We start from the raw sequence: 22,467 nt of genomic DNA on the forward strand, positions 1-22,467 counted from the left end.
ATGAAAAATGGTTGCAATATACTAGAAACTGTTATACATTTTGCAACAGGTATTTCTTTTATTGATTTATAAGGAACCTCTATAAGGAGGCACATACATGTCGGATTATTTAGTGATTGTGGAATCGCCAGCCAAAGCGAAAACGATTGAACGATACCTTGGCAAAAAATATAAAGTGAAAGCATCACTTGGTCATGTTCGTGATTTACCACGTAGTCAAATGGGTGTAGATGTAGAAAATGATTATACACCAAAGTACATCACGATTCGTGGCAAAGGTCCCATAATGCAGGAACTAAAAACAGCAGCCAAAAAAGCGAAGAAAATTTATCTCGCGGCTGACCCGGATCGCGAAGGTGAAGCAATTGCTTGGCATCTCGCGAACTCATTGAATATTGATATCGAATCAGATTGTCGTGTTGTTTTTAATGAAATAACTAAAGAAGCGATTAAAGAATCTTTTAAAAACCCTCGCCCAATAGATATGGACTTAGTGGATGCACAACAAGCCCGAAGAATTTTAGACAGACTTGTTGGTTATAACATCAGTCCAATACTATGGAAGAAAGTCAAAAAAGGTCTTTCTGCTGGACGAGTTCAATCGGTAGCATTGCGACTGGTTATTGACCGTGAAAATGAAATCAAAAATTTCCAACCAGAAGAATACTGGTCAATTGAAGGAAACTTTGAAAAAGGCAAAAAAGCTTTTGAGGCTCTTTATTTTGGCAATGGTGCCGAAAAAATAAAGCTGACCAATGAAGCACAAGTAAAAGAAATACTAAGTCAATTAAAAGGCGACAAGTTTGAAGTTACAAGTGTTATTAAAAAAGAACGTAAACGAAATCCAGCTCCATCTTTTACAACATCTTCTCTACAACAAGAAGCAGCCCGCAAGTTAAACTTCCGAGCAAGAAAAACGATGATGCTTGCTCAGCAACTGTATGAAGGGTTAAGTATAGGTAAAGAAGGCATCGTTGGATTAATTACCTATATGCGTACAGATTCTACTCGTATTTCCGATACGGCTAAAAAAGACGCGCACTCCTATATAGAAGGAGAATATGGAAAAGAATATGTAACCACTTCGACCGCGCCAGTGAAGCAATCAAAGAAATCACAGGATGCACATGAAGCGATTCGTCCTACAAGTGTACTGCGTTCACCCGACCAGCTTAAATCCATTCTTTCGAAAGATTTATTCCGTTTATATAAGCTTATTTGGGAACGCTTTTTGGCAAGTCAAATGTCTTCAGCTGTACTAGATACCGTTACCATCGATTTAACAAATGAGAATGTCGTTTTCCGAGCGAATGGTTCACAAGTGAAATTCCCTGGTTTCATGAAGTTGTATGTAGAAGGTAACGACGATCAAGTAGAAGAAAAAGATCGCATATTGCCAGAAATGAAAAAAGGCGATTTCGTCAAGAAAATTGAAATCGAACCGAAACAGCATTTCACTCAACCACCTCCACGTTATTCGGAGGCGCGTCTTGTTAAGACCTTAGAAGAGCTAGGTATAGGTCGACCATCAACTTATGCACCAACACTTGATACGATTCAAAAGCGTGGTTATGTGTCACTAGATGCAAAACGTTTTATTCCTACCGAACTAGGCGGCATTGTCCATCAACTTGTTTTGGAGTTTTTCCCTGATATTATTGATATTGAGTTCACTGCTCAGATGGAAAAAGACTTGGACAGTGTTGAAGAAGGACAAGAAAAATGGGTTCATATTATCGATAAATTCTACTTAGACTTTGAAAAACATGTTACACATGCAGACAAAGAAATGGAAAAAGTCGTTATTAAAGACGAACCTGCGGGTGAAGATTGTGAAAAATGTGGTTCTCCAATGGTCTATAAATTAGGTCGTTATGGAAAATTCATGGCATGTAGCAACTTCCCAGAATGCCGTAATACAAAAGCAATTGTGAAAAATATCGGTGTTACGTGTCCAACTTGTAAAGAAGGGGAAGTCGTTGAACGTAAGAGTAAAACGAAACGAATTTTTTATGGCTGCGACCGATATCCAACTTGTGAATTCGTATCCTGGGACAAACCACTTAGTCGTCCATGTCCAAAATGTAGCGAATTACTAGTTGAGAAAAAGCTGAAAAAAGGCATTCAAATTCAATGTACAGCCTGTGATTATAAAGAAGATACACAAGCGTAATTAGAAAAGCGTAAAGCGCCGTCTAGTTCGACACCGTCGCTGGAAGGTAGAAAGGCGAACATTTTCGCCTTTCTGACCCCATAAAGGTGCCCGCTGAATGGCGCTAGAGCTAGACATAGCTGCGCCTGAAAGAAAATATCTATAAAAGTTTACACTTTCTTAGATAATAAAGAGAAAGTTGGTGTAGAAATTGACAATTGTCAATGTAATTGGAGCGGGCCTTGCTGGAAGTGAAGCCGCGTGGCAAATCGCAAAAAGAGGTGTTCGTGTTCGACTTTTCGAAATGCGACCAGTCAAACAAACACCTGCGCACCACACGGATAAGTTCGCTGAGCTTGTTTGCTCAAATTCTTTACGTGCCAACACATTAACTAATGCAGTCGGCGTTATTAAAGAAGAAATGAGAATGTTGGATTCCGTAATAATGAAAGCAGCAGATCAATGTGCTGTACCAGCGGGGGGAGCGTTAGCTGTCGACCGTCATGAATTTGCAGGTTATGTAACAGAGAATGTGAAAAACCATCCCCTTGTGGAAGTGATTAATGAAGAAGTAACTGAACTACCTGAAGGGATTACGATTATCGCGACAGGCCCTTTGACTTCTCCGGCTTTAGCGGAGAAAATTCAACAACTTACAGGTCAAGATTACTTGTACTTTTATGATGCTGCAGCACCTATTGTTGAAAAAGACAGTATCGATATGGATAAGGTGTATGTGAAATCTCGCTATGACAAAGGGGAAGCGGCTTACATTAATTGTCCGATGACAGAAGAACAATTTGACCGTTTTTATGAGGCTTTGATATCTGCTGAAGTAGTTCCATTAAAAGAATTTGAAAAAGAAATATATTTTGAAGGCTGTATGCCATTTGAAGTGATGGCTGAACGAGGGAAGAAGACCTTACTTTTTGGCCCAATGAAGCCAGTAGGTCTTGAAGATCCTAAAACCGGGAAAGTCCCATATGCGGTTGTTCAGTTAAGACAAGACGATGCAGCAGGCACTTTATATAACATTGTTGGTTTTCAGACACATTTAAAATGGGGACCTCAAAAAGAAGTTTTGAAATTAATTCCAGGACTCGAAAATGTTGAAATTGTGCGTTATGGAGTGATGCATCGCAACACTTTTATCAATTCACCACGTGTTTTAAAACCAACATACCAACTGAAAACAAATGATCAATTGTTCTTTGCGGGTCAAATGACAGGTGTTGAGGGATACGTTGAATCAGCGGGGAGTGGCTTATTAGCAGGCATTAACGCTGCTAAGTTAGCACTCGGAGAAGAGTTATTAATATTCCCAGAGGAAACGGCTTTAGGTAGTATGGCACGATACATTACTGAAGCGGATCCAAGGAATTTCCAACCAATGAACGTTAACTTCGGATTATTCCCTGATTTACCAAGACGTTACAAATTGAAAGAAAAACGTGGGGAAAAGCAAGCTGAACGAGCACTTGGCACAATTCGAAATTTTATGAATTCACAATCGATATAATTGCTGAAAGCCTCTAGTTATTGTTATAATCTAGAGGCTTTTTACTTTGACATATTAAATTCGTAAAAGATGCATTGTTACAGGTGTTTCGCTAAATAGGTGCTTTAGCTACTTCAAATGTTTACAGTTCTTCACGCTTTTACTATTTGGAGGTGAACACACATGTCTCCGTCAGAAGCTTTATCTCAATTTAAAAGCTACATTCAACTTGAAAAAAATTATTCAGAACACACTGTTCGTGAATATGAATCTGATCTACTCTACTTTTTCGAATTTTTACAATCCGAAGGAATAAAAAGTCTACATGACGTTGAATATATACACGCGAGGCTATATGTCACGAAACTGTACGATGAATCACTTTCACGTACCTCGATTTCAAGAAAAATTTCGGCGATTCGCTCATTCTTTAAGTTTGGTAACCGAGAATTCGGTTTGAAAGAAGATGCCTTTCGCTCGTTATATCATCCCAAAAAAGAGGAACGACTTCCTCATTTTTTTTATGAAGAAGAATTACAACAAATATTTCAGGCAACGGAAGGCGATGAACATATGTCACTTCGCAACCGTGCGATACTTGAACTGTTGTATGCTACAGGAATTCGTGTAAGTGAATTAACGTCATTAGAAGAACGGGATATTGATAATCGTCTAGGCATCTTGCGTGTAATGGGCAAGGGTCGTAAAGAGAGATATGTTCCGTTTGGTCAATTTGCTCAAGATGCATTGGAACACTATATGGAATTGTCACGTCCTATTTTAATGAAACACTCTAACCACAGCTTTATATTTACAAATATGCGTGGCATGCCATTGACGCCGCGGGGTGTAAGATATATACTGAGCGACTTGGTAAAGAAAGCATCATTGCATACGAAAATTTATCCGCATATGTTGAGACATACATTTGCAACGCATTTGCTAAATAACGGTGCAGACTTGCGATCAGTGCAAGAATTGCTAGGACATAGTCATTTATCTTCAACGCAAGTTTACACACACGTAACGAAAGAACATTTACGAAAAACTTATATGAATGCACATCCTAGAGCATAATATAGGGGATGAGCTAAACGAGAGGTGAACATCTTGGGAGAAATACATGCAACCACGATATTTGCAATTCAGCATAAAGGGAAATCTGCGATGGCTGGAGATGGTCAAGTTACATTAGGCAATCAAGTCGTTATGAAGCATACTGCAAAAAAAGTAAGACGTCTTTACAATGGTCAAGTCCTTGCAGGTTTTGCAGGTTCAGTAGCGGACGCATTTACTTTATTTGAAATGTTTGAAGCGAAATTGATGGAGTATGATGGTAACTTGCAAAGAGCCGCTGTCGAACTTGCGCAACAATGGCGAGGCGATAAAATGTTACGCAGACTTGAAGCGATGTTGCTTGTGATGAATGAAGAGACTTTATTATTAGTTTCTGGTACGGGTGAAGTGATCGAACCGGATGATGGGATTTTAGCCATAGGGTCTGGTGGGAATTTTGCTTTAGCAGCTGGACGCGCATTAAAACAATATGCTGGTGAAACAATGAATGCAAAAGAAATTGCTAAAGCCGCGTTGACTACTGCTGCAGACATTTGTGTATTTACGAATCATCAAATTATTGTGGAGGCGTTGAATGAATGACTAAACAACAATTGACACCAAAGCAAATAACTGAGCACTTAGATCGTTTTATTGTAGGACAAAAAGAAGCTAAAAAATCTGTAGCAGTTGCACTACGTAATCGCTACCGTAGAAGTTTATTGACTGCAGAGATGAAAAACGAAGTGATCCCTAAAAATATTCTGATGATTGGTCCTACTGGTGTGGGTAAAACTGAAATTGCAAGAAGAATTGCTAAGTTAAATAACGCACCATTTATCAAAGTAGAGGCAACCAAGTTTACAGAAGTAGGGTATGTTGGACGTGACGTTGAATCAATGGTTCGTGATTTAACAGAAGCGGCCGTTCGTATTGTCAAAGAAGAAATGACTGAAGACGTAAAAGATCAAGCCGAACGTTTAGCTAATGATGCAATTGTTCGTCTGCTTGTGCCGTCTTTGAAAAAGAAACATAATGCTCAAAATCCATTTGAAATGATATTTGGACAAAAAGCAGAAACAGAAGAAGCTGTAACCGATGATGCAGAGATTCGTTTAAAACGTTCACAAATCGCAGAAGATTTGAGAGACGGGAAGCTTGAAGACGAATGGGTAAACGTAGAAGTTACCGAACAAGCGCCTTCTATGTTTGATGCATTCCAAGGTTCGGGTATGGAAAACATGGGCCAAAATATGCAAGATGCTTTATCTAACTTAATGCCAAAGAAAAAGAAAAAGAGACGTTTACAAGTTAAAGATGCTCGTCGAGTGTTGACGATAGAAGAAGCAAGTAAACTAATTGATTCTGAAGAAATGGCTCAAAAGTCAGTTGAGCGTGCAGAGCAAACTGGTATTATATTTATTGATGAAATTGATAAGATAGCAAGTAAAGGTGGCAATGGTTCATCTGCAGATGTTTCTCGAGAAGGTGTGCAACGCGATATTTTGCCAATCGTAGAAGGTTCTACAGTACAAACCAAATACGGTGCTGTGAAAACAGACTTTATGTTGTTCATTGCAGCTGGAGCTTTCCATACAGCAAAACCATCTGATTTAATTCCAGAATTACAAGGTCGCTTTCCAGTTCGTGTTGAACTTGAGAAATTGACCAAAGAAGATTTTGTCCGAATTTTGAAAGAGCCAGATCATTCGTTGATTCGTCAATATAAAGCGTTACTTGATACTGAAGGTGTAACTTTAGACTTCACAGATAGTGCGATTGAAAGAATTGCTGAAATTGCAACCGAAGTAAATCAAGAGACGGATAATATTGGGGCTCGACGTTTGCATACGATTTTAGAGAAGTTGCTAGAAGAACTGTCATTTGAAGCTTCTGAAATTTCACCGGCACATATTGACATTACAGCTGCATATGTCGATCAAAAACTCGGAAACATCGTAAAAAACAAAGATTTGTCACAATTTATTCTTTGATTTGAATTTTATCTATATCCAAAACAATTAAAAACCTTTAGAATATTTAATAAATAGCTACAACCATTATAGGAGGAAACATTCATGAATTTATTAGGAAAAACAAGAAAGATCAACTCAATGCTACAAGCTTCAGCAGGTAAACAAGTAAACTTTAAAGAAATGGCAACAACACTTAGCGGTGTTATCGAATGTAACGTGTTCATTCTTAGCCGTAAAGGAAAATTATTAGGATTTGAGATTAATCAACAAATCGAAAATGAACGTATGATTCAAATGATGGAAGAACGTCAATTCCCAGAAGCATATACAAAAAACCTTTTCAACGTAAACGAAACATCTTCTAACTTAGATGTATATAGCGAACACACAGTGTTCCCTATAGAAAATCGTGAATTGTTTAAAGATGGTTTGACAACGATTGTTCCAATCATTGGTGGCGGAGATCGTTTAGGAACTTTAATTCTTGGACGTTTAAAAAATGAATTCCATGACGATGATTTAATTCTTGGTGAATATGGTGCTACAGTTGTTGGGATGGAAATCCTTCGTGAAAAATCAGAACAAATCGAAGTTGAAGCACGTACGAAAGCTGTTGTTCAAATGGCAATTAACTCATTATCATACAGTGAGTTAGAAGCAATTGAACATATCTTCGAAGAGCTTGATGGCAACGAAGGCTTACTTGTAGCTTCTAAAATTGCTGACCGTGTTGGAATTACACGTTCAGTAATCGTTAACGCTTTACGTAAATTAGAAAGTGCTGGCGTTATCGAATCACGTTCTTTAGGAATGAAAGGGACGTATATTAAAGTATTAAACGACAAATTCTTAAACGAATTAGCTCAACTAAAACTTAAATAAGTACAAGCTAACAATCACAGGGCTCAGTCCTTGTGGTTGTTTTTTATATGGAGTAGAAAGACTTGTGATATAGACATATCTGATTTTCTAGTTATGGTCTCAAACACGTCTCATTCCCTGGTCAACTTATTGAAACAGGTAAGGCCAAAGCAGTATCCAAAAAAAAATATTAAATGGTTTTGTTTTCGCTGCGCTACTGTTGGAAAGAAGAAATGTAAAATGGCTAGTTTACTAATCCATAAACCATAAATCACTTTAACACTGAGGTTTCCGGGGAACTTTGGAAAGCACCATGCAGCACTTTTATCTCCCTCTGATTTTTCTAGACAATCTTGCTACTCGAATACTTTCGGCGATTGCCTGCAACCTTGGGGCAAAATGTTTTTTGATTTTGGTTTACTAAATAATTGTCACTTTTTTTTGCTAACCAGACCGCCGAAGATACAATTTCGTCGGCTACCGCATTTCTTTATTTGGGAGTTTTTTATTATCGCCCCCGCGCGACTGATAGTGATGATGAGAAGTGCGCAAAAATAAAAAAGCTGAATGTGGCAGAAATATTATCTTCGGCCGAATATCTACTCAAAGAGAGAGTCGATTCCTAAGTAAACCAAACGATTTTAGCTGTGTGCAACTAGGTTGAAAGGGAGCGGAGGACGCGAATCAGTCGCAAGGTGATCTGAAAAAAGCGATGATGGCGAGTGACGAAGTCACAAGCCTGTCCTCTTTATTCTAGAGACCAAGGTGCAGCAACAAATGCGTCTGAAGCGGACTGGAAACCTTTTTGCCTTAGAGTAAACATTATCTGCCACGTTTATTTTTCCTTTAAAAACGTATTACTACTAACTAGAAATGTAGTCTTGGATATAAAAGAAGCAGACAGAGGCTGAAATAGCATCTTCGGCCGAATATCTACAGAAAGGGAGTATCTCTTCTTTAGTAAACCAAACGATCTTAAATGTGTGCATCTAGGTTGCAAGGGAGTGAAGGACGCGAATCAGCCGCAAGATGATCTGGAAAAAGCGAGGATGGCGAGTGACGTAGTCACAAGCCTATCCTCTTTATTCTCAAGACCAAGGTGCAGCAAAATAAACGTCCGAAGCGGACTGAAAACCTTTTTGCTTCATTCAGTTTTACAACCTTATAAACACCTCAAGTAATTAAATAGTGTCTCCAAACAAAGTTACAAGATTACACAATGCATTAAAATTTTCAACTAAACACTTGCGAGAATAGTCTATACATGGTATATTATCAAATGGTGTTATCACACACGCATTTGGATAGTGACAAGTGGTCCTTAATCAGATTAAGGTCTTGAGCGCTAGTTGAAGAATGCGGAGGGAAAAAAAACCATATCAGGAGGAAACAAAAAATGTCAGTAATCTCAATGAAACAATTACTTGAAGCAGGTGTACACTTCGGTCACCAAACTCGCCGTTGGAACCCAAAAATGAAAAAATTTATTTTTGTGGAACGTAATGGTATCTACATCATCGATCTTCAAAAAACGGTTAAGAAATTAGAAGAAGCATACGAATTCATGCGTCAAGTTGGTGCTGACGGTGGTAAAGTTCTTTTCGTAGGTACGAAAAAACAAGCCCAAGAAGCAATCAAAGAAGAAGCAGAACGTTCAGGTATGTACTATGTTAACCAACGTTGGTTGGGTGGAACATTAACAAACTTCGGTACGATTCAAAAACGTGTTAACCGTTTAAAAGCAATCGAAAAAATGGAAGAAGACGGTACTTTCGATGTCCTTCCTAAAAAAGAAGTAGTTCAACTTAAAAAACAACACGAACGTCTTGTTAAATTCTTAGGCGGTATTCGCGACATGAAAGGTGTACCGGATGTAATGTTCGTAGTAGACCCACGTAAAGAGCGTATCGCTGTTGCAGAAGCTATTAAATTGAACATTCCTCTTGTAGGAATTGTTGATACAAACTGTGATCCAGATGAAATCGACTACATTATTCCTGCAAACGACGATGCTATCCGTGCCGTTAAATTATTAACTGGTAAAATGGCTGACGCGTTACTTGAGTCAAAACAAGGTGAAGAATCTCCAGCTGAAGCTGCTGAGTAATCCCACGTATTTCCAGGTGATAAGCGGCTTAAACCCCTTATCACCTTTTTTTGAGAATTAAGTTGATACTTGAATAGGAGGAAACAACAATGGCAGTTACAGCACAAATGGTTAAAGAATTACGCGCAAAAACAGGCGCAGGTATGATGGACTGTAAAAAAGCGTTAGTAGAAACAGACGGTAATATCGATGCAGCAGTAGACTTTTTACGTGAAAAAGGTCTTTCAAGCGCAGCTAAAAAAGCTGATCGTATCGCAGCAGAAGGTACAACTTACATCTTAGAACAAGGTAATGACGCTGTTTTAGTTGAAGTAAATGCTGAAACTGATTTCGTTGCTAAAAACGAAGGTTTCCAAACTTTAGTAAGAGAATTAGCTGAGCACTTATTAGCTACAAAACCTGCTACAGTGGAAGAAGCTACAGCTTCTACAATGTCTAACGGATTAAATGTTGCAGACCACATTTCAAATGCTATTGCAAAAATTGGTGAAAAAATCACATTACGTCGTTTTGTAGTTCGTACAAAAACTGACAATGATGCTTTTGGTCCTTACCTACACATGGGTGGACGTATTGGTGTTCTAGTAACACTTGAAGGTTCAACAGATGCACAAGCAGCTAAAGACGTTGCTATGCATGTTGCAGCTTTAAACCCACAATTTATTTCTCGCGACGAAGTTTCTGAAGAAGATGTGGACCGCGAGCGCAAAGTATTAACTGAGCAAGCATTAAATGAAGGTAAACCTGAAAACATCGTTGCTAAAATGGTTGAAGGCCGTCTTGGTAAATATTTTGAAGATGTATGTTTACTTGAACAATCATTCGTTAAAAACTCAGATCAAAAAGTTAAAGATTTCGTGAAAACAACGGGTGGTACTGTTACTGAATTCGTACGTTATGGTGTTGGTGAAGGAATCGAAAAACGCCAAGACAACTTCGCTGAAGAAGTAATGAGCCAAGTTAACAAAGGGTAATAAGTAAAATTCGCATTTGCTCGAAGATGAGCTACTATAAATATTTGATTTACTCTGGGGAGCACGATTCTGTGTTCCCTATTTTTCGAGAAAAAAGTGTAATGGAGGCTACTTATGAGCACACCACAATATAAAAGAGTTGTTTTGAAATTAAGCGGAGAAGCTTTAGCAGGAGAACAAGGTTTTGGTTTATCCCCAGAAATTATTATGTCTGTTGCGGAACAAGTGAAAGAAGTAGTTGATTTAGGTGTGGAAGTTGCGGTTGTTGTAGGCGGCGGAAATATCTGGCGTGGTAAAGTAGGTAGCGAAATGGGTATGGACCGCGCAACTGCGGACTATATGGGCATGTTAGCTACTGTAATGAACTCTTTAGCACTACAAGATTCCCTTGAAAAGTCAGGAGTTGAAACACGCGTCCAATCATCTATTGAAATGCGACAAGTTGCTGAACCATATATTCGCAGAAAAGCAATTCGTCATTTAGAGAAGAAGCGCGTTGTTATTTTTGCAGCAGGAACCGGAAATCCTTACTTCTCAACAGATACTACTGCAGCTCTACGTGCAGCAGAAATAGAAGCTGATGTAATATTAATGGGTAAAAACAATGTTGATGGTGTTTATTCAGCTGATCCAAAAACAGATAACGATGCGGTCAAATACGAGGATTTAACTTTCTTAGAAGTTATTCAACAAGGTTTACAAGTAATGGATTCAACGGCATCGACTTTATGTATGGACAACGATATCCCACTCATAGTATTCTCAATTATGGAGAATGGAAATATTAAACGTGCCGTATTAGGCGAAAAAATTGGAACAATCGTTAGGAGGAATTCTTAATGTCAAAACAAGTGATTGATCAAACAAAAGAAAGAATGGTTAAGGCTATTCAAGCTTTAAGTCGTGAGCTTTCGACGATTCGTGCAGGTCGTGCAAGTTCATCTTTATTAGATAAAATCTCAGTTGATTATTATGGCTCACCTACGCCAATCAATCAAATCGCGGGTATTGCTACACCTGAAGCTAGATTGATAACGATTCAACCTTATGATAAAACAGCTCTAGGTGACATTGAAAAAGCAATTCAAAAATCAGACCTTGGGATTTCCCCAACGAATGATGGAACAATTATTCGTATTGCTATTCCTGCTTTAACTGAAGAGCGCCGTAAAGATTTGGTGAAACTGGTTAAGAAAGAAGCAGAAGAAGCTAAAGTTGGTATTCGTAATATTCGCCGTGATGCGAATGATGAATTGAAAAAATTAGAGAAGAAAAGTGAAATTACTGAAGATGATTTACGTGGATTCTCTGACAGTGTTCAAAAATTAACAGATGATCATATCGTTCAGGTAGATCAAGTAGCAAAAGAAAAAGAAAAAGAAATTTTAGAGGTTTAATTTTTTGAACTTTTTCGCTGTTAAGACGTTCCTATCAAATAGGACGTCTTTTTTTGTGGGAATGAAGAAAATTCCAACGTTTTTTGATATGATAGGAAAGACAACATTCCGATAAGTGCGTAAAGTGGAGGACTCAACATGTTACATAAACTCATTCGGAGAAAACCCGAACGACAAAAACAAACGCTCGAGGAGCGAATATCGCATTCTAAAAATGAACATATTCCATCTCACATTGCTATTATCATGGACGGTAATGGGAGATGGGCAAAAAAACGCGCACTTCCACGGGTAGCTGGTCATCACGAAGGCATGAAAACTGTGCGGAAAATCACACGACTAGCAAATGACTTAGGTGTGCGCGCCTTGACTGTTTATGCATTTTCAACCGAGAATTGGAAGCGTCCAAAACTTGAAGTTGATTTCATCATGCGCTTGCCTGAAGAATTTTTAGGTAAGTATCTTCCTGAGCTCATTGAACAAAATGTGAAGGTCGTTATGATGGGGGAAAATGAAACTTTACCAAAACATACTCAAGAAGCTGTGCGAAAAGCAATGGAACAAACAAAAGAGAATACAGGTTTAGTATTAAATTTCGCGTTGAACTATGGAAGTCGAGCAGAAATAGCACAAGCGATGCAAAAGATTTCGCAACAGATTCAGCTAGGGACACTTGATTATACCGAAGTCAACGAGGACTTAATATCACAGCATTTAATGACTTGTGATTTGCCAGATCCTGACCTGCTTATTCGAACGAGTGGAGAAGTCCGTCTCAGTAACTTTATGTTATGGCAATTGGCATATACCGAGTTTTGGTTTACCGACACATTGTGGCCGGATTTTGATGAAGATTGTTTACTTGATGCTGTAGAAAGTTATCAAAAGCGAAATCGTCGCTACGGGGGATTGAAGGGAGAAGAAACAAATTGAAACAACGCATTATTACAGCGGTAATTGCCGCAGCCTTGTTCATTCCAATTGTCATGCTTGGAGGATTGCCATTTACGATCCTAGTTTACGCTATGGCAGCGGTGGGGTTATATGAAATACTTCGAATGAAAGGTCTTTCGATTTTTTCGGTCCATGGTTTCATCACATTATTCGCTTTGTTTGCATTTTTAATGCCAAGCGAGTGGTCGATTTCATTTATGGAAACTACGGGATATACCAAAATAGATTTTGCACTTATTGCCGTTCTTTTATTATTAACGTACACCGTGGTTGTGAAAAATCGTTATACTTTTGAAGATGCTGCATTCTCGATAATGGGAGCATTATATGTTGGGATAGGATTCTTCTATTTCATTGAGACTCGATTAATTGACAATGGCCTTCAATACGTGATTTTTGCTTTATTAATTATTTGGACAACTGATTCAGGTGCCTATTTTACTGGGAAAAAATTCGGGAAAAAGAAATTGTGGCCTGAGATTTCTCCTAATAAAACCATTGAAGGCTTTATTGGAGGAATTGCGACAGCTATTATTTTTGCAGTCGTTTATCAATGGATATCACCAATCAGTTCATCGTATTTTGTACTTGTCATTGTAACGATTTTAGCTTCCATCTTTGGTCAAGTAGGAGATTTAGTTGAGTCCGCACTTAAACGACATTACAAAGTAAAAGATTCAGGAAATTTATTACCTGGACATGGTGGGGTTTTAGATCGATTTGATAGCTTATTATTTGTGTTACCGCTTTTACATTTCTTGCATTTTGTTGGTTAAGGAGATTTAAAGTTAATGACAAAGCATATTACTTTATTAGGTGCAACAGGTTCGATTGGGATTCAAACAATCGACATCATTAGAGAGCATCCACAAGAATTTAAATTAGTAGCATTTTCGGCAGGTCGTAATTTAGATAAAACGCGAGAAATTATTCGTGAATTTAGTCCTGCCCTGGTATCAGTCCAAAACGAAAATGATGCGATTCTTCTAAAAAAGGAATTTCCGAGTATTGAACTTGCATATGGTAGCAAAGGGTTGATTGAAGTAGCAACACATTCCGACGCTTCCGTTTTAGTAAATGCAGTATTAGGTAGTGTCGGACTTGAATCTACTTTAGAGGCAATTAAACAACAAAAAACAATTGCTCTCGCAAATAAAGAAACACTTGTTACAGCTGGACATCTAGTTATGGCAGCGGCGGCTAAATATAACTCACCGATTTTACCGGTTGATAGTGAGCATTCAGCACTTTTTCAGTCGATGAATGGTGAAAAGCGTAGCCAAGTCAGTCGCTTAATTTTGACTGCATCAGGAGGAAGCTTCCGCGATCGTACTAGACAAGAATTAGAAAATGTAACGATTCAAGATGCTTTAAATCATCCTAACTGGTCAATGGGAGCTAAAATCACAATTGACTCGGCAACGATGATGAACAAAGGATTAGAAGTGATAGAGGCACAAGTATTATTTGATATGTCTTACGATGATATCGACGTTTTATTACACAGAGAAAGTATTATTCACTCAATGGTGGAGTTTCATGACACAAGTGTAATGGCTCAACTCGGTACTCCGGATATGCGTGTACCTATTCAATATGCACTTTCATATCCTAATCGTTTGCCAAGAAAACAAGCAAAGCGTTTAAATCTTGTTGAAATAGGCAAACTGCATTTCGAGGAAATGAATTTGGAACGTTTTCGTGCTTTAAAACTTGCTTATGACGCTGGACGAGCAGGTGGTTCGATGACAACCGTGTTAAATGCTGCAAATGAAGCGGCCGTTGCGTTATTTTTAAATGGAGACATTCGATTCTTACAAATCGAAGAATTAATTGAGCGTGTGATGGACAAACATGATGTGATACGTACACCTGATTTAGAAACGATTTTACACGTAGATGCTATTACGAGAAAAACAGTTCAAAACATGGTAAAATGATTGAAAGATTGATGACGGCAAAACGCTTTAAAAAAGGTGGGACATTATGGAGACAACCATTGCTTTTATATTAATATTTGGTTCACTAGTATTTTTTCATGAACTAGGTCACTTTATTTTTGCAAAACGTGCGGGAATCATGGTTCGTGAATTTGCAATAGGTTTTGGGCCTAAAATAGTTGCAATCACAAAAGGTGAAACTCTTTATACACTTCGTTTACTTCCACTTGGTGGATACGTTCGAATGGCTGGAGAAGATATGGATTCGGTTGAATTACAACCTGGATTCAGAGTAGGTTTAGTTTTAAATGCTAAAGAAGAAGTTGTGAAAATCGTATTAAATCAAAATAAACAACAGCAAGATATGTTGTTTTTAGAAACAGAACGAGCAGACTTAGAAAAAGGTCTTTGGGTTGAAGGTTATGATGAAGAAGAACGATTAGTACGATACAATGTGTCACGAAAAGCCGTTATAACTGAAAATGGAAAAGATACGTTGATTGCACCTCATGACCGCCAATTCGGTTCGAAATCAATTGGTAATCGGTTTATCACGATTTTTGCGGGTCCATTGTTTAACTTTATTTTAGCTTTTTTCATTTTTTTAATGATTGGATTGTTACAAGGCGTTCCAACATATGAACCAATCATTTCAGGCGTATCAGAAGCTGGTCCAGCCCTTGATTCCGGTATGCAAGAGGGAGACTTAGTTACGAAAATTGATGGACAATCAATTGATTCATGGCAAGAACTTGCTTCAAAAGTACAAGCAAGTGCTGGTGAAGCTTTAACATTCGAATATGTTCGTGATGGAGAAGTTATTAAATCAACTATTACACCAAAATCCGTCAAACAAGATGGTGAGACTGTTGGTCAAATCGGTGTTTTATATGAAAGTCCTGTCGAAAAAAACCCATTAAAAGCTGTTGCCTTTGGTGCGGAACAAACCGTAACATGGATTGCCAAGATTTTCGAACTGCTTGGTATGTTGGTTACTGGTCAATTTACAATTGATGCTTTGTCTGGACCTGTTGGGATATACAAAGCAACTGAACAAGTGGCTCAGTACGGAGTGTTTAATTTAATGAATTGGGCAGCTATTCTAAGCATTAACTTAGGTATTATGAATTTACTTCCATTACCAGCGCTTGATGGCGGGAGATTATTATTCTTCTTAATTGAAGCGGTACGCGGAAAACCTGTGGATCGTCAAAAAGAGGGCATGGTCCATTTTGTTGGAATCATGTTGCTGATGGTACTTATGGTTGTTGTGACTTGGAATGATATTCAAAGATTTTTCTTTTAACTATTAAATATGCGATTGCTATGAGGAGTTTTTAAATTATGAAACAAAGTCTAACATTCATCCCTACACTTCGTGAAACCCCAGCTGATGCAGACGTTAAGTCTCATCAGCTGCTCCTTCGCGCAGGATTTATTCGTCAAAATACAAGTGGTATCTATTCATTTTTACCTCTAGGTAAACGCGTTCTGCAAAAAGTTGAAAGTATTGTTCGTGAAGAAATGGATGCAATAAATGGTGTTGAAGTATTAATGCCTGCTATGCAACAAGCGGAATTATGGCAAGAAACTGGACGTTGGTACTCATATGGTCCTGAATTAATGCGTCTAAAAGATCGCCATAATCGTGAATTTGCACTTGGCGCAACCCATGAAGAAGTCATTACCTCATTGTTACGTGATGAGATTAAGTCATATAAAAAATTACCACTTACTTTGTATCAAATTCAAGCTAAGTTCCGTGACGAAAAGCGCCCTCGCTTTGGTTTACTTCGTGGACGAGAATTCCTAATGAAGGATGCGTATTCTTTCCATGCGACACGTGAAAGTTTAGATCAAACTTATGAAGATATGGTACAAGCATATACAAATATTTTCTCTAGATTAGGGTTGAATTTCCGAGCAGTTATTGCAGATTCTGGTGCTATCGGAGGGAAAGATACACATGAATTTATGGTGCTTTCTGAAATAGGAGAAGACACGATTGCTTATTCAGATGCATCAGACTTCGCAGCTAATATTGAGATGGCCGAAGTGAATGTATCGTATACTTCTTCTACAGAAGAAATCATGGATGTCGAGAAAGTAGCGACACCAGACCAAAAAACGATTGAACAAGTTTCAAGCTTCTTAAACAAAGACGCTCATCAAGTTATCAAAACGTTAGTGTTTAATGTTGACGAAGAATTAGTGATTGTTTTGGCACGTGGAGATCATGAAATTAATGACATTAAAGTGAAAAACGCACTACAAGCAAAAGTAGTGGAGTTTGCAACTGAAGAAGAAGTTCAACAATTGTTAAACTGTGAAGCTGGTTCCCTTGGTCCTGTTAACATTCCAGATGGTATTAAAGTACTTGCGGATCATGCTGTTGCGGCAATTCGTAACGGGGTTTGTGGAGCGAACGAAGCTGGATTCCATTTAGTTAATGTGAATGCTGAGCGTGACTTTACTGTTGATCATTTTGAAGATTTACGTTTTATTATGGAAGGTGATCCATCTCCAGACGGAAAAGGCACAATCGTCTTTGCTAAAGGAATTGAAGTAGGACACGTCTTTAAACTTGGGACAACTTACTCCGAACCAATGAATGGAACTTTCCTAGATGATAATGGACGCTCACAGCCGTACATAATGGGTTGTTATGGTATAGGTGTTTCTCGTGTGATGGCTGCAGTTGCAGAACAATTCCAAGACGACAAAGGTTTTATTTGGCCACATGCCGTTGCACCATATGATGTACATTTAGTGCCGATTAACACAAAAGATGAAGCACAAGTAACACTTGCGGATGATTTATATAAAATGTTAAAATCAAATCGCTTTGACGTTTTATATGATGATCGTCCAGAACGTGCTGGAGTGAAATTTGCTGATTCTGATTTAATTGGATTACCAATTCGGATAACAGTCGGTAAAAAAGCAGTAGAAGGTTTAGTCGAAGTGAAAATACGTAAAACTGGCGAAGTATTTGAGTGGAAAAAAGAAGAGGTACTTGAACATCTTCAATCTTTCTTTTCGTCAATAAACGATTAATCAGAAGGAAGACCTTGAAATCGGGTCTTCCTTTCTTTTTCTTATGAAAGAAAGGAGGCATTGTTATGACAATCGAACAGGATGCCAAAAGACGTTTACAACTATTATTGCAGCAGTTAGAACTGACAGCTGATGAATATATGATTCATTTCGAATCTGCATCTTTAAGCCGAATGACCGTCCATAAAAAAGAACGTGTTTGGCGCTTTACCATTCAAGTTGAGCAACTCTTACCTTTTAATATGTTTCAGTTATTTCATATGCGCTTGCGTGAAAAGTTCGCAGGCATTGCAGATATTAAAGTATCAATTATCTGTGTTCAGCCTCAAGTAGAAGAACAAGCAATCGCTGCATACTGGCCCTTTATATTACAAGAAATTGACGATATGTCACCACCACTTAGGGATCGATTACTTACACAACTTCCGACATTTAATGGACAAACAGTCCAATTTACATGTGCTCAAGAAATCGAGTTCCGTACTTTCAAAAATAAATATGCCTCTAAAATATCTGATATTTATTCCTCGTACGGTTTTCCTGTATTGCCGATTGATTTTAAATTAATCGAGGAAAAAGAGGAACTCGCAGAAGCTCAACTAGCTTTCATGAAGCAAAGAAAGCTTGAAGAAGATGAACTTGGCAAAAAAGCATTAGCGGATATGCAGAAACGTGAAACGGAGCGCCAAGCGAACCCAGGCGCGACTTTGAATGGTCCTTTCCAACTAGGGACTCCTATTAAAGCAGATGAACCAATTCTCGAAATTAAACAAATTCAAGATGAAGAACGTCGCATTACGATTGAAGGTTTTGTCTTTGATGTAGAAGTAAAGGAATTGCGTAGTGGTCGTTCCTTATTAACGGTAAAAGTCACTGACTATACCGACTCGATTCTCGTGAAAATGTTCTCTCGAGATAAAGAAGATGCTGAACTCATGGGCTTACTTAAAAAAGGCACTTGGTTAAAAGTCCGAGGTTCTGTTCAAAATGATACGTTTGTCCGTGACTTAATTGTAATGGCACAAGATATTATGGAAATCAAAGTGGATGCCAGAAAGGATACCGCACCTGAAGATCAAAAACGCATTGAACTACATTTACACACACCAATGAGTCAAATGGATGCAGTTTCGTCGGTTGATGCATTAGTTGCACAAGCAGCAAAATGGGGGCATCCTGCAGTTGCGATTACCGACCATGCAGTCGTTCAGTCGTTTCCGGATGCTTATGCAGCTGGGAAAAAGTACGGCATTAAAATTATTTATGGCTTAGAAATATATATGGTGAATGATGGGGTACCAATCGCGTATGAAGAAGAACATCGTGCATTAGCTGATGCAACATATGTTGTTTTTGACGTTGAAACTACTGGGCTGTCTGCTGTGTACAACAGCATTATCGAACTTGCAGCTGTAAAAATAAAAAATGGGCAAGTCATTGATAAATTTGAAAGCTTTTCAAATCCTCATCATGCGTTATCTGCCACAACCATTAATTTAACAGGTATAACGGATGATATGGTCAATAATGCTCCAGAAATCGAAGATGTTATTAACCGTTTTCATGACTGGATTGGTGACAGTATTTTAGTGGCTCACAATGCATCATTCGATATGGGCTTTTTGTATGTAGGTTATAAAAAATGTGGGCTTGAAAAAACCATTCATCCCGTTATCGATACGTTAGAGTTATCTCGTTTTTTGCATCCTGAAATGAAAAACCATCGCTTAAACACGATGGCTAAAAAATTCAATATTGACCTTACACAACATCACCGGGCAATATATGATGCTGAAGCGACGGGTGAATTACTTTTAAACTTGTTAAAAGAAGCCGAAGAAAAAGGCATACACTACCACGATGAATTCAATCATCAAACTGGTAACGGAGAGTCATACAAAAGGGCACGACCTTCCCACTGTACGCTTCTTGCCACTGATGAAATAGGTTTGAAAAACTTATTTAAGCTGGTTTCTTCATCTCACATGAATACATTTTTCCGTGTACCACGTATACCAAAATCCGTGTTAGTGAAGCACCGTAAAGGGCTTTTGATCGGATCAGGATGCGATAAAGGTGAAGTATTTGAAGGATTAATGCAAAAGTCTCCAGAAGAAGTTGAAGACATTGCAAAGTTCTATGACTACTTAGAAATTCATCCGAAAGAAGTTTATGCACATTTAATTGAGCTTGAACTGGTAAGAGATGAATGGAATCTCGAAGATATTATTCGTAAGATGATAAAGTTAGGTAAAAAAGTAGATCTTCCAGTTGTTGCAACTGGTAATGTTCATTATGTGAATGAAAATGATGCGATTTTCAGACAAATTCTTATTGGCGGACAAGGTGGAGCTAATCCTTTAAACCGTCATAAATTACCGAAAGTTCATTTCCGTACAACAAATGAAATGTTAGATGCATTTTCCTTCTTAGGAGAAGAGACAGCGAAACAAATCGTAGTCGAGAATGCACATAAAATATCTGCTAGAATCGAAGAAATAAAACCGATAAAAGATGATTTATATACACCTAAGATCGAAGGATCCGATGAAGAAGTTCGTGAAATGAGTTATGCGATGGCGAGACAAATATACGGGGAATCGTTACCGGAAATTGTGGAAGCCCGTATTGAAAAAGAACTGACATCCATTATCGGTCATGGATTTGCTGTTATTTATTTAATTTCTCACAAGCTCGTAAAAAAATCATTGGATGATGGATATTTAGTAGGTTCACGTGGTTCAGTAGGTTCATCTCTTGTCGCTACATTAATGGAGATTACAGAGGTAAACCCTTTACCGCCACACTACATTTGTCCATTATGTCAACATGCTGAATTCTTCGATGATGGGTCAGTAAGTTCAGGATTTGATTTACCCAACAAAGTTTGTGTTCACTGTGAAACACCTTATAAAAAAGATGGACAAGATATACCTTTCGAAACATTCCTAGGTTTTAAAGGAGATAAAGTTCCTGATATAGATCTGAACTTCAGTGGTGAATATCAATCGAAAGCTCATAATTATACAAAAGTTTTATTTGGTGAAGACAATGTATATCGAGCAGGTACAATCGGTACAGTTGCGGATAAAACAGCTTATGGCTATGTTCGAGGCTACGCCAATGATCATAACCTAACCATCCGTGGTGCAGAAATTGATCGACTAGTGCAAGGATGTACTGGAGTTAAACGTTCAACCGGGCAGCATCCAGGTGGTATTATCGTTGTACCAGACTATATGGATATTTTTGATTTTTCGCCTATACAGTTCCCAGCCGACGCCCAAGACTCTGAATGGAAGACGACTCACTTTGATTTCCATTCTATTCACGATAACTTATTAAAACTGGATATTCTGGGACATGATGATCCAACAGTCATTCGGATGTTGCAAGATTTATCAGGAATTGACCCTAAAACTGTACCAACTGATGATCCTGAAGTAATGAAGATTTATTCTGGAACAGAATCCCTAGGAGTGACACAAGAACAAATAGGTTGTAAAACTGGGACTTTAGGAATTCCTGAGTTTGGTACTCGTTTCGTAAGACAAATGTTAGAAGAAACGAAACCTACAACATTCTCAGAGCTTGTTCAAATTTCTGGTCTGTCTCATGGAACTGACGTATGGCTTGGAAATGCACAAGAGCTTATTCAAAACGGTACATGCCAATTGTCTGATGTTATTGGTTGTCGTGATGATATTATGGTTTATTTAATTTACCAAGGACTCGAACCATCACTGGCATTTAAAATTATGGAGTCTGTTCGTAAAGGTAAAGGATTAACTCCAGAGTTTGAAGCAGACATGCGCACAAACGGAGTACCTGCCTGGTATATCGATTCATGTAAGAAGATTAAATACATGTTCCCGAAAGCCCACGCAGCAGCTTACGTTTTAATGGCTGTTCGTATTGCCTATTTCAAAGTGCATTTCCCGATTTTATATTATGCAGCGTATTTTACAGTCCGAGCTGCAGACTTTGACCTACATGCAATGACAAAAGGTCCAGCATCTATCCGTGCAAAAATAGATGAGATTAATGCCAAAGGGCTTGACGCTGCTCCTAAAGAAAAAAGCTTACTAACTGTGCTTGAAATCGCACTTGAAATGTGTGAACGTGGCTATCACTTTAAAAAAGTGGATCTATATGAATCAAAAGCAGCTGAATTTGTTATTGATGGCATGGGATTGATCCCGCCATTCAATGCGATTCCAGGTTTAGGAACTAACGTTGCTAAAACAATTGTAGAAGCTCGTAAAAATGGTGAGTTTTTATCTAAAGAGGATTTAGGTCAACGTGGACGGGTTTCAAAAACCTTACTTGAGTACATGAATCAACTTGGCTGTTTAGAAGGAATGCCGGATGCCAATCAATTATCACTGTTCTAGGCGTAACTTGCACTGAGCGCTATCGTATGGTATCATTTGTATAACAAGTTGTTGATAGATTTACGGCAAAAGAGTGGGATTTCCCGCTCTTTTCTGTTTGT

Annotated in this window: 16 protein-coding genes; all 16 read left to right on the top strand. The window is 38.3% G+C overall.

Annotated elements, in window-relative coordinates:
• Positions 1 to 97: 97 nt before the first annotated feature.
• The 16 genes from topA (at position 98) to C8K15_RS01845 (ending at position 22,366) form a co-directional block, all read left to right on the top strand.
• Positions 98 to 2,173: a type I DNA topoisomerase gene (gene topA, locus C8K15_RS01770; RefSeq protein WP_108584632.1), complete on the top strand. Its 2,076-nt coding sequence runs from the start codon at positions 98 to 100 to the stop codon at positions 2,171 to 2,173.
• A gap of 190 nt (positions 2,174 to 2,363) precedes the next feature.
• Positions 2,364 to 3,671, top strand: coding sequence for an FADH(2)-oxidizing methylenetetrahydrofolate--tRNA-(uracil(54)-C(5))-methyltransferase TrmFO (gene trmFO / locus C8K15_RS01775; RefSeq protein WP_108584633.1), 1,308 nt, complete (start codon positions 2,364 to 2,366; stop codon positions 3,669 to 3,671).
• Between the two features lie 162 nt (positions 3,672 to 3,833).
• Positions 3,834 to 4,727, top strand: a complete 894-nt coding sequence (gene xerC / locus C8K15_RS01780) for a tyrosine recombinase XerC (protein ID WP_108584635.1) — start codon at positions 3,834 to 3,836, stop codon at positions 4,725 to 4,727.
• Between the two features lie 33 nt (positions 4,728 to 4,760).
• The gene (gene hslV, locus C8K15_RS01785) at positions 4,761 to 5,309 is read left to right on the top strand and encodes an ATP-dependent protease subunit HslV (RefSeq protein WP_024535009.1); all 549 of its coding nucleotides are present in this window, start codon (positions 4,761 to 4,763) and stop codon (positions 5,307 to 5,309) included.
• On the top strand, positions 5,306 to 6,700 hold the full coding sequence (gene hslU, locus C8K15_RS01790; RefSeq protein ID WP_108584637.1) for an ATP-dependent protease ATPase subunit HslU: 1,395 nt from the start codon (positions 5,306 to 5,308) through the stop codon (positions 6,698 to 6,700). Before hslV ends, hslU begins: the two co-directional genes overlap by 4 nt.
• A gap of 84 nt (positions 6,701 to 6,784) precedes the next feature.
• Complete coding sequence (gene codY / locus C8K15_RS01795; protein WP_108584639.1) at positions 6,785 to 7,564, top strand: GTP-sensing pleiotropic transcriptional regulator CodY; 780 nt, start codon at positions 6,785 to 6,787, stop codon at positions 7,562 to 7,564.
• 1,375 nt (positions 7,565 to 8,939) lie between these two features.
• The gene (gene rpsB / locus C8K15_RS01800; RefSeq protein ID WP_108584640.1) at positions 8,940 to 9,650 is read left to right on the top strand and encodes a 30S ribosomal protein S2; all 711 of its coding nucleotides are present in this window, start codon (positions 8,940 to 8,942) and stop codon (positions 9,648 to 9,650) included.
• 89 nt (positions 9,651 to 9,739) lie between these two features.
• Positions 9,740 to 10,624 carry a translation elongation factor Ts gene (tsf, locus tag C8K15_RS01805; protein WP_108584642.1) on the top strand — a complete coding sequence of 295 codons (885 nt, stop codon included), beginning with the start codon at positions 9,740 to 9,742 and terminating at the stop codon, positions 10,622 to 10,624.
• Between the two features lie 114 nt (positions 10,625 to 10,738).
• The gene (gene pyrH / locus C8K15_RS01810) at positions 10,739 to 11,464 is read left to right on the top strand and encodes a UMP kinase (protein ID WP_108584643.1); all 726 of its coding nucleotides are present in this window, start codon (positions 10,739 to 10,741) and stop codon (positions 11,462 to 11,464) included.
• A complete protein-coding gene (gene frr / locus C8K15_RS01815; protein WP_108584645.1) occupies positions 11,464 to 12,021 on the top strand; it encodes a ribosome recycling factor in 558 nt (185 codons plus the stop codon). Before pyrH ends, frr begins: the two co-directional genes overlap by 1 nt.
• Positions 12,022 to 12,159: 138 nt before the next feature.
• Positions 12,160 to 12,954: an undecaprenyl pyrophosphate synthase gene (locus C8K15_RS01820; RefSeq protein WP_108584646.1), complete on the top strand. Its 795-nt coding sequence runs from the start codon at positions 12,160 to 12,162 to the stop codon at positions 12,952 to 12,954.
• A complete protein-coding gene (locus C8K15_RS01825) occupies positions 12,951 to 13,751 on the top strand; it encodes a phosphatidate cytidylyltransferase (protein WP_108584648.1) in 801 nt (266 codons plus the stop codon). The genes C8K15_RS01820 and C8K15_RS01825 overlap by 4 nt, the downstream gene beginning before the upstream one ends.
• A 15-nt stretch (positions 13,752 to 13,766) precedes the next feature.
• Complete coding sequence (gene dxr, locus C8K15_RS01830) at positions 13,767 to 14,915, top strand: 1-deoxy-D-xylulose-5-phosphate reductoisomerase (RefSeq protein ID WP_108584649.1); 1,149 nt, start codon at positions 13,767 to 13,769, stop codon at positions 14,913 to 14,915.
• Between the two features lie 46 nt (positions 14,916 to 14,961).
• Entirely contained in the window at positions 14,962 to 16,221 is a 1,260-nt protein-coding gene (gene rseP / locus C8K15_RS01835; RefSeq protein WP_108584651.1) for an RIP metalloprotease RseP, read from the top strand.
• 38 nt (positions 16,222 to 16,259) lie between these two features.
• Positions 16,260 to 17,972 (top strand): proline--tRNA ligase, encoded by a 1,713-nt coding sequence (locus C8K15_RS01840; RefSeq protein WP_108584652.1) that lies wholly within the window; start codon positions 16,260 to 16,262, stop codon positions 17,970 to 17,972.
• Positions 17,973 to 18,037: 65 nt separating this feature from the next.
• Positions 18,038 to 22,366 carry a PolC-type DNA polymerase III gene (locus tag C8K15_RS01845; RefSeq protein ID WP_108584653.1) on the top strand — a complete coding sequence of 1,443 codons (4,329 nt, stop codon included), beginning with the start codon at positions 18,038 to 18,040 and terminating at the stop codon, positions 22,364 to 22,366.
• Positions 22,367 to 22,467 lie beyond the last annotated feature (101 nt).

The organism is Paenisporosarcina sp. OV554 (assembly GCF_003058165.1).
Lineage (GTDB): Bacteria > Bacillota > Bacilli > Bacillales_A > Planococcaceae > Paenisporosarcina.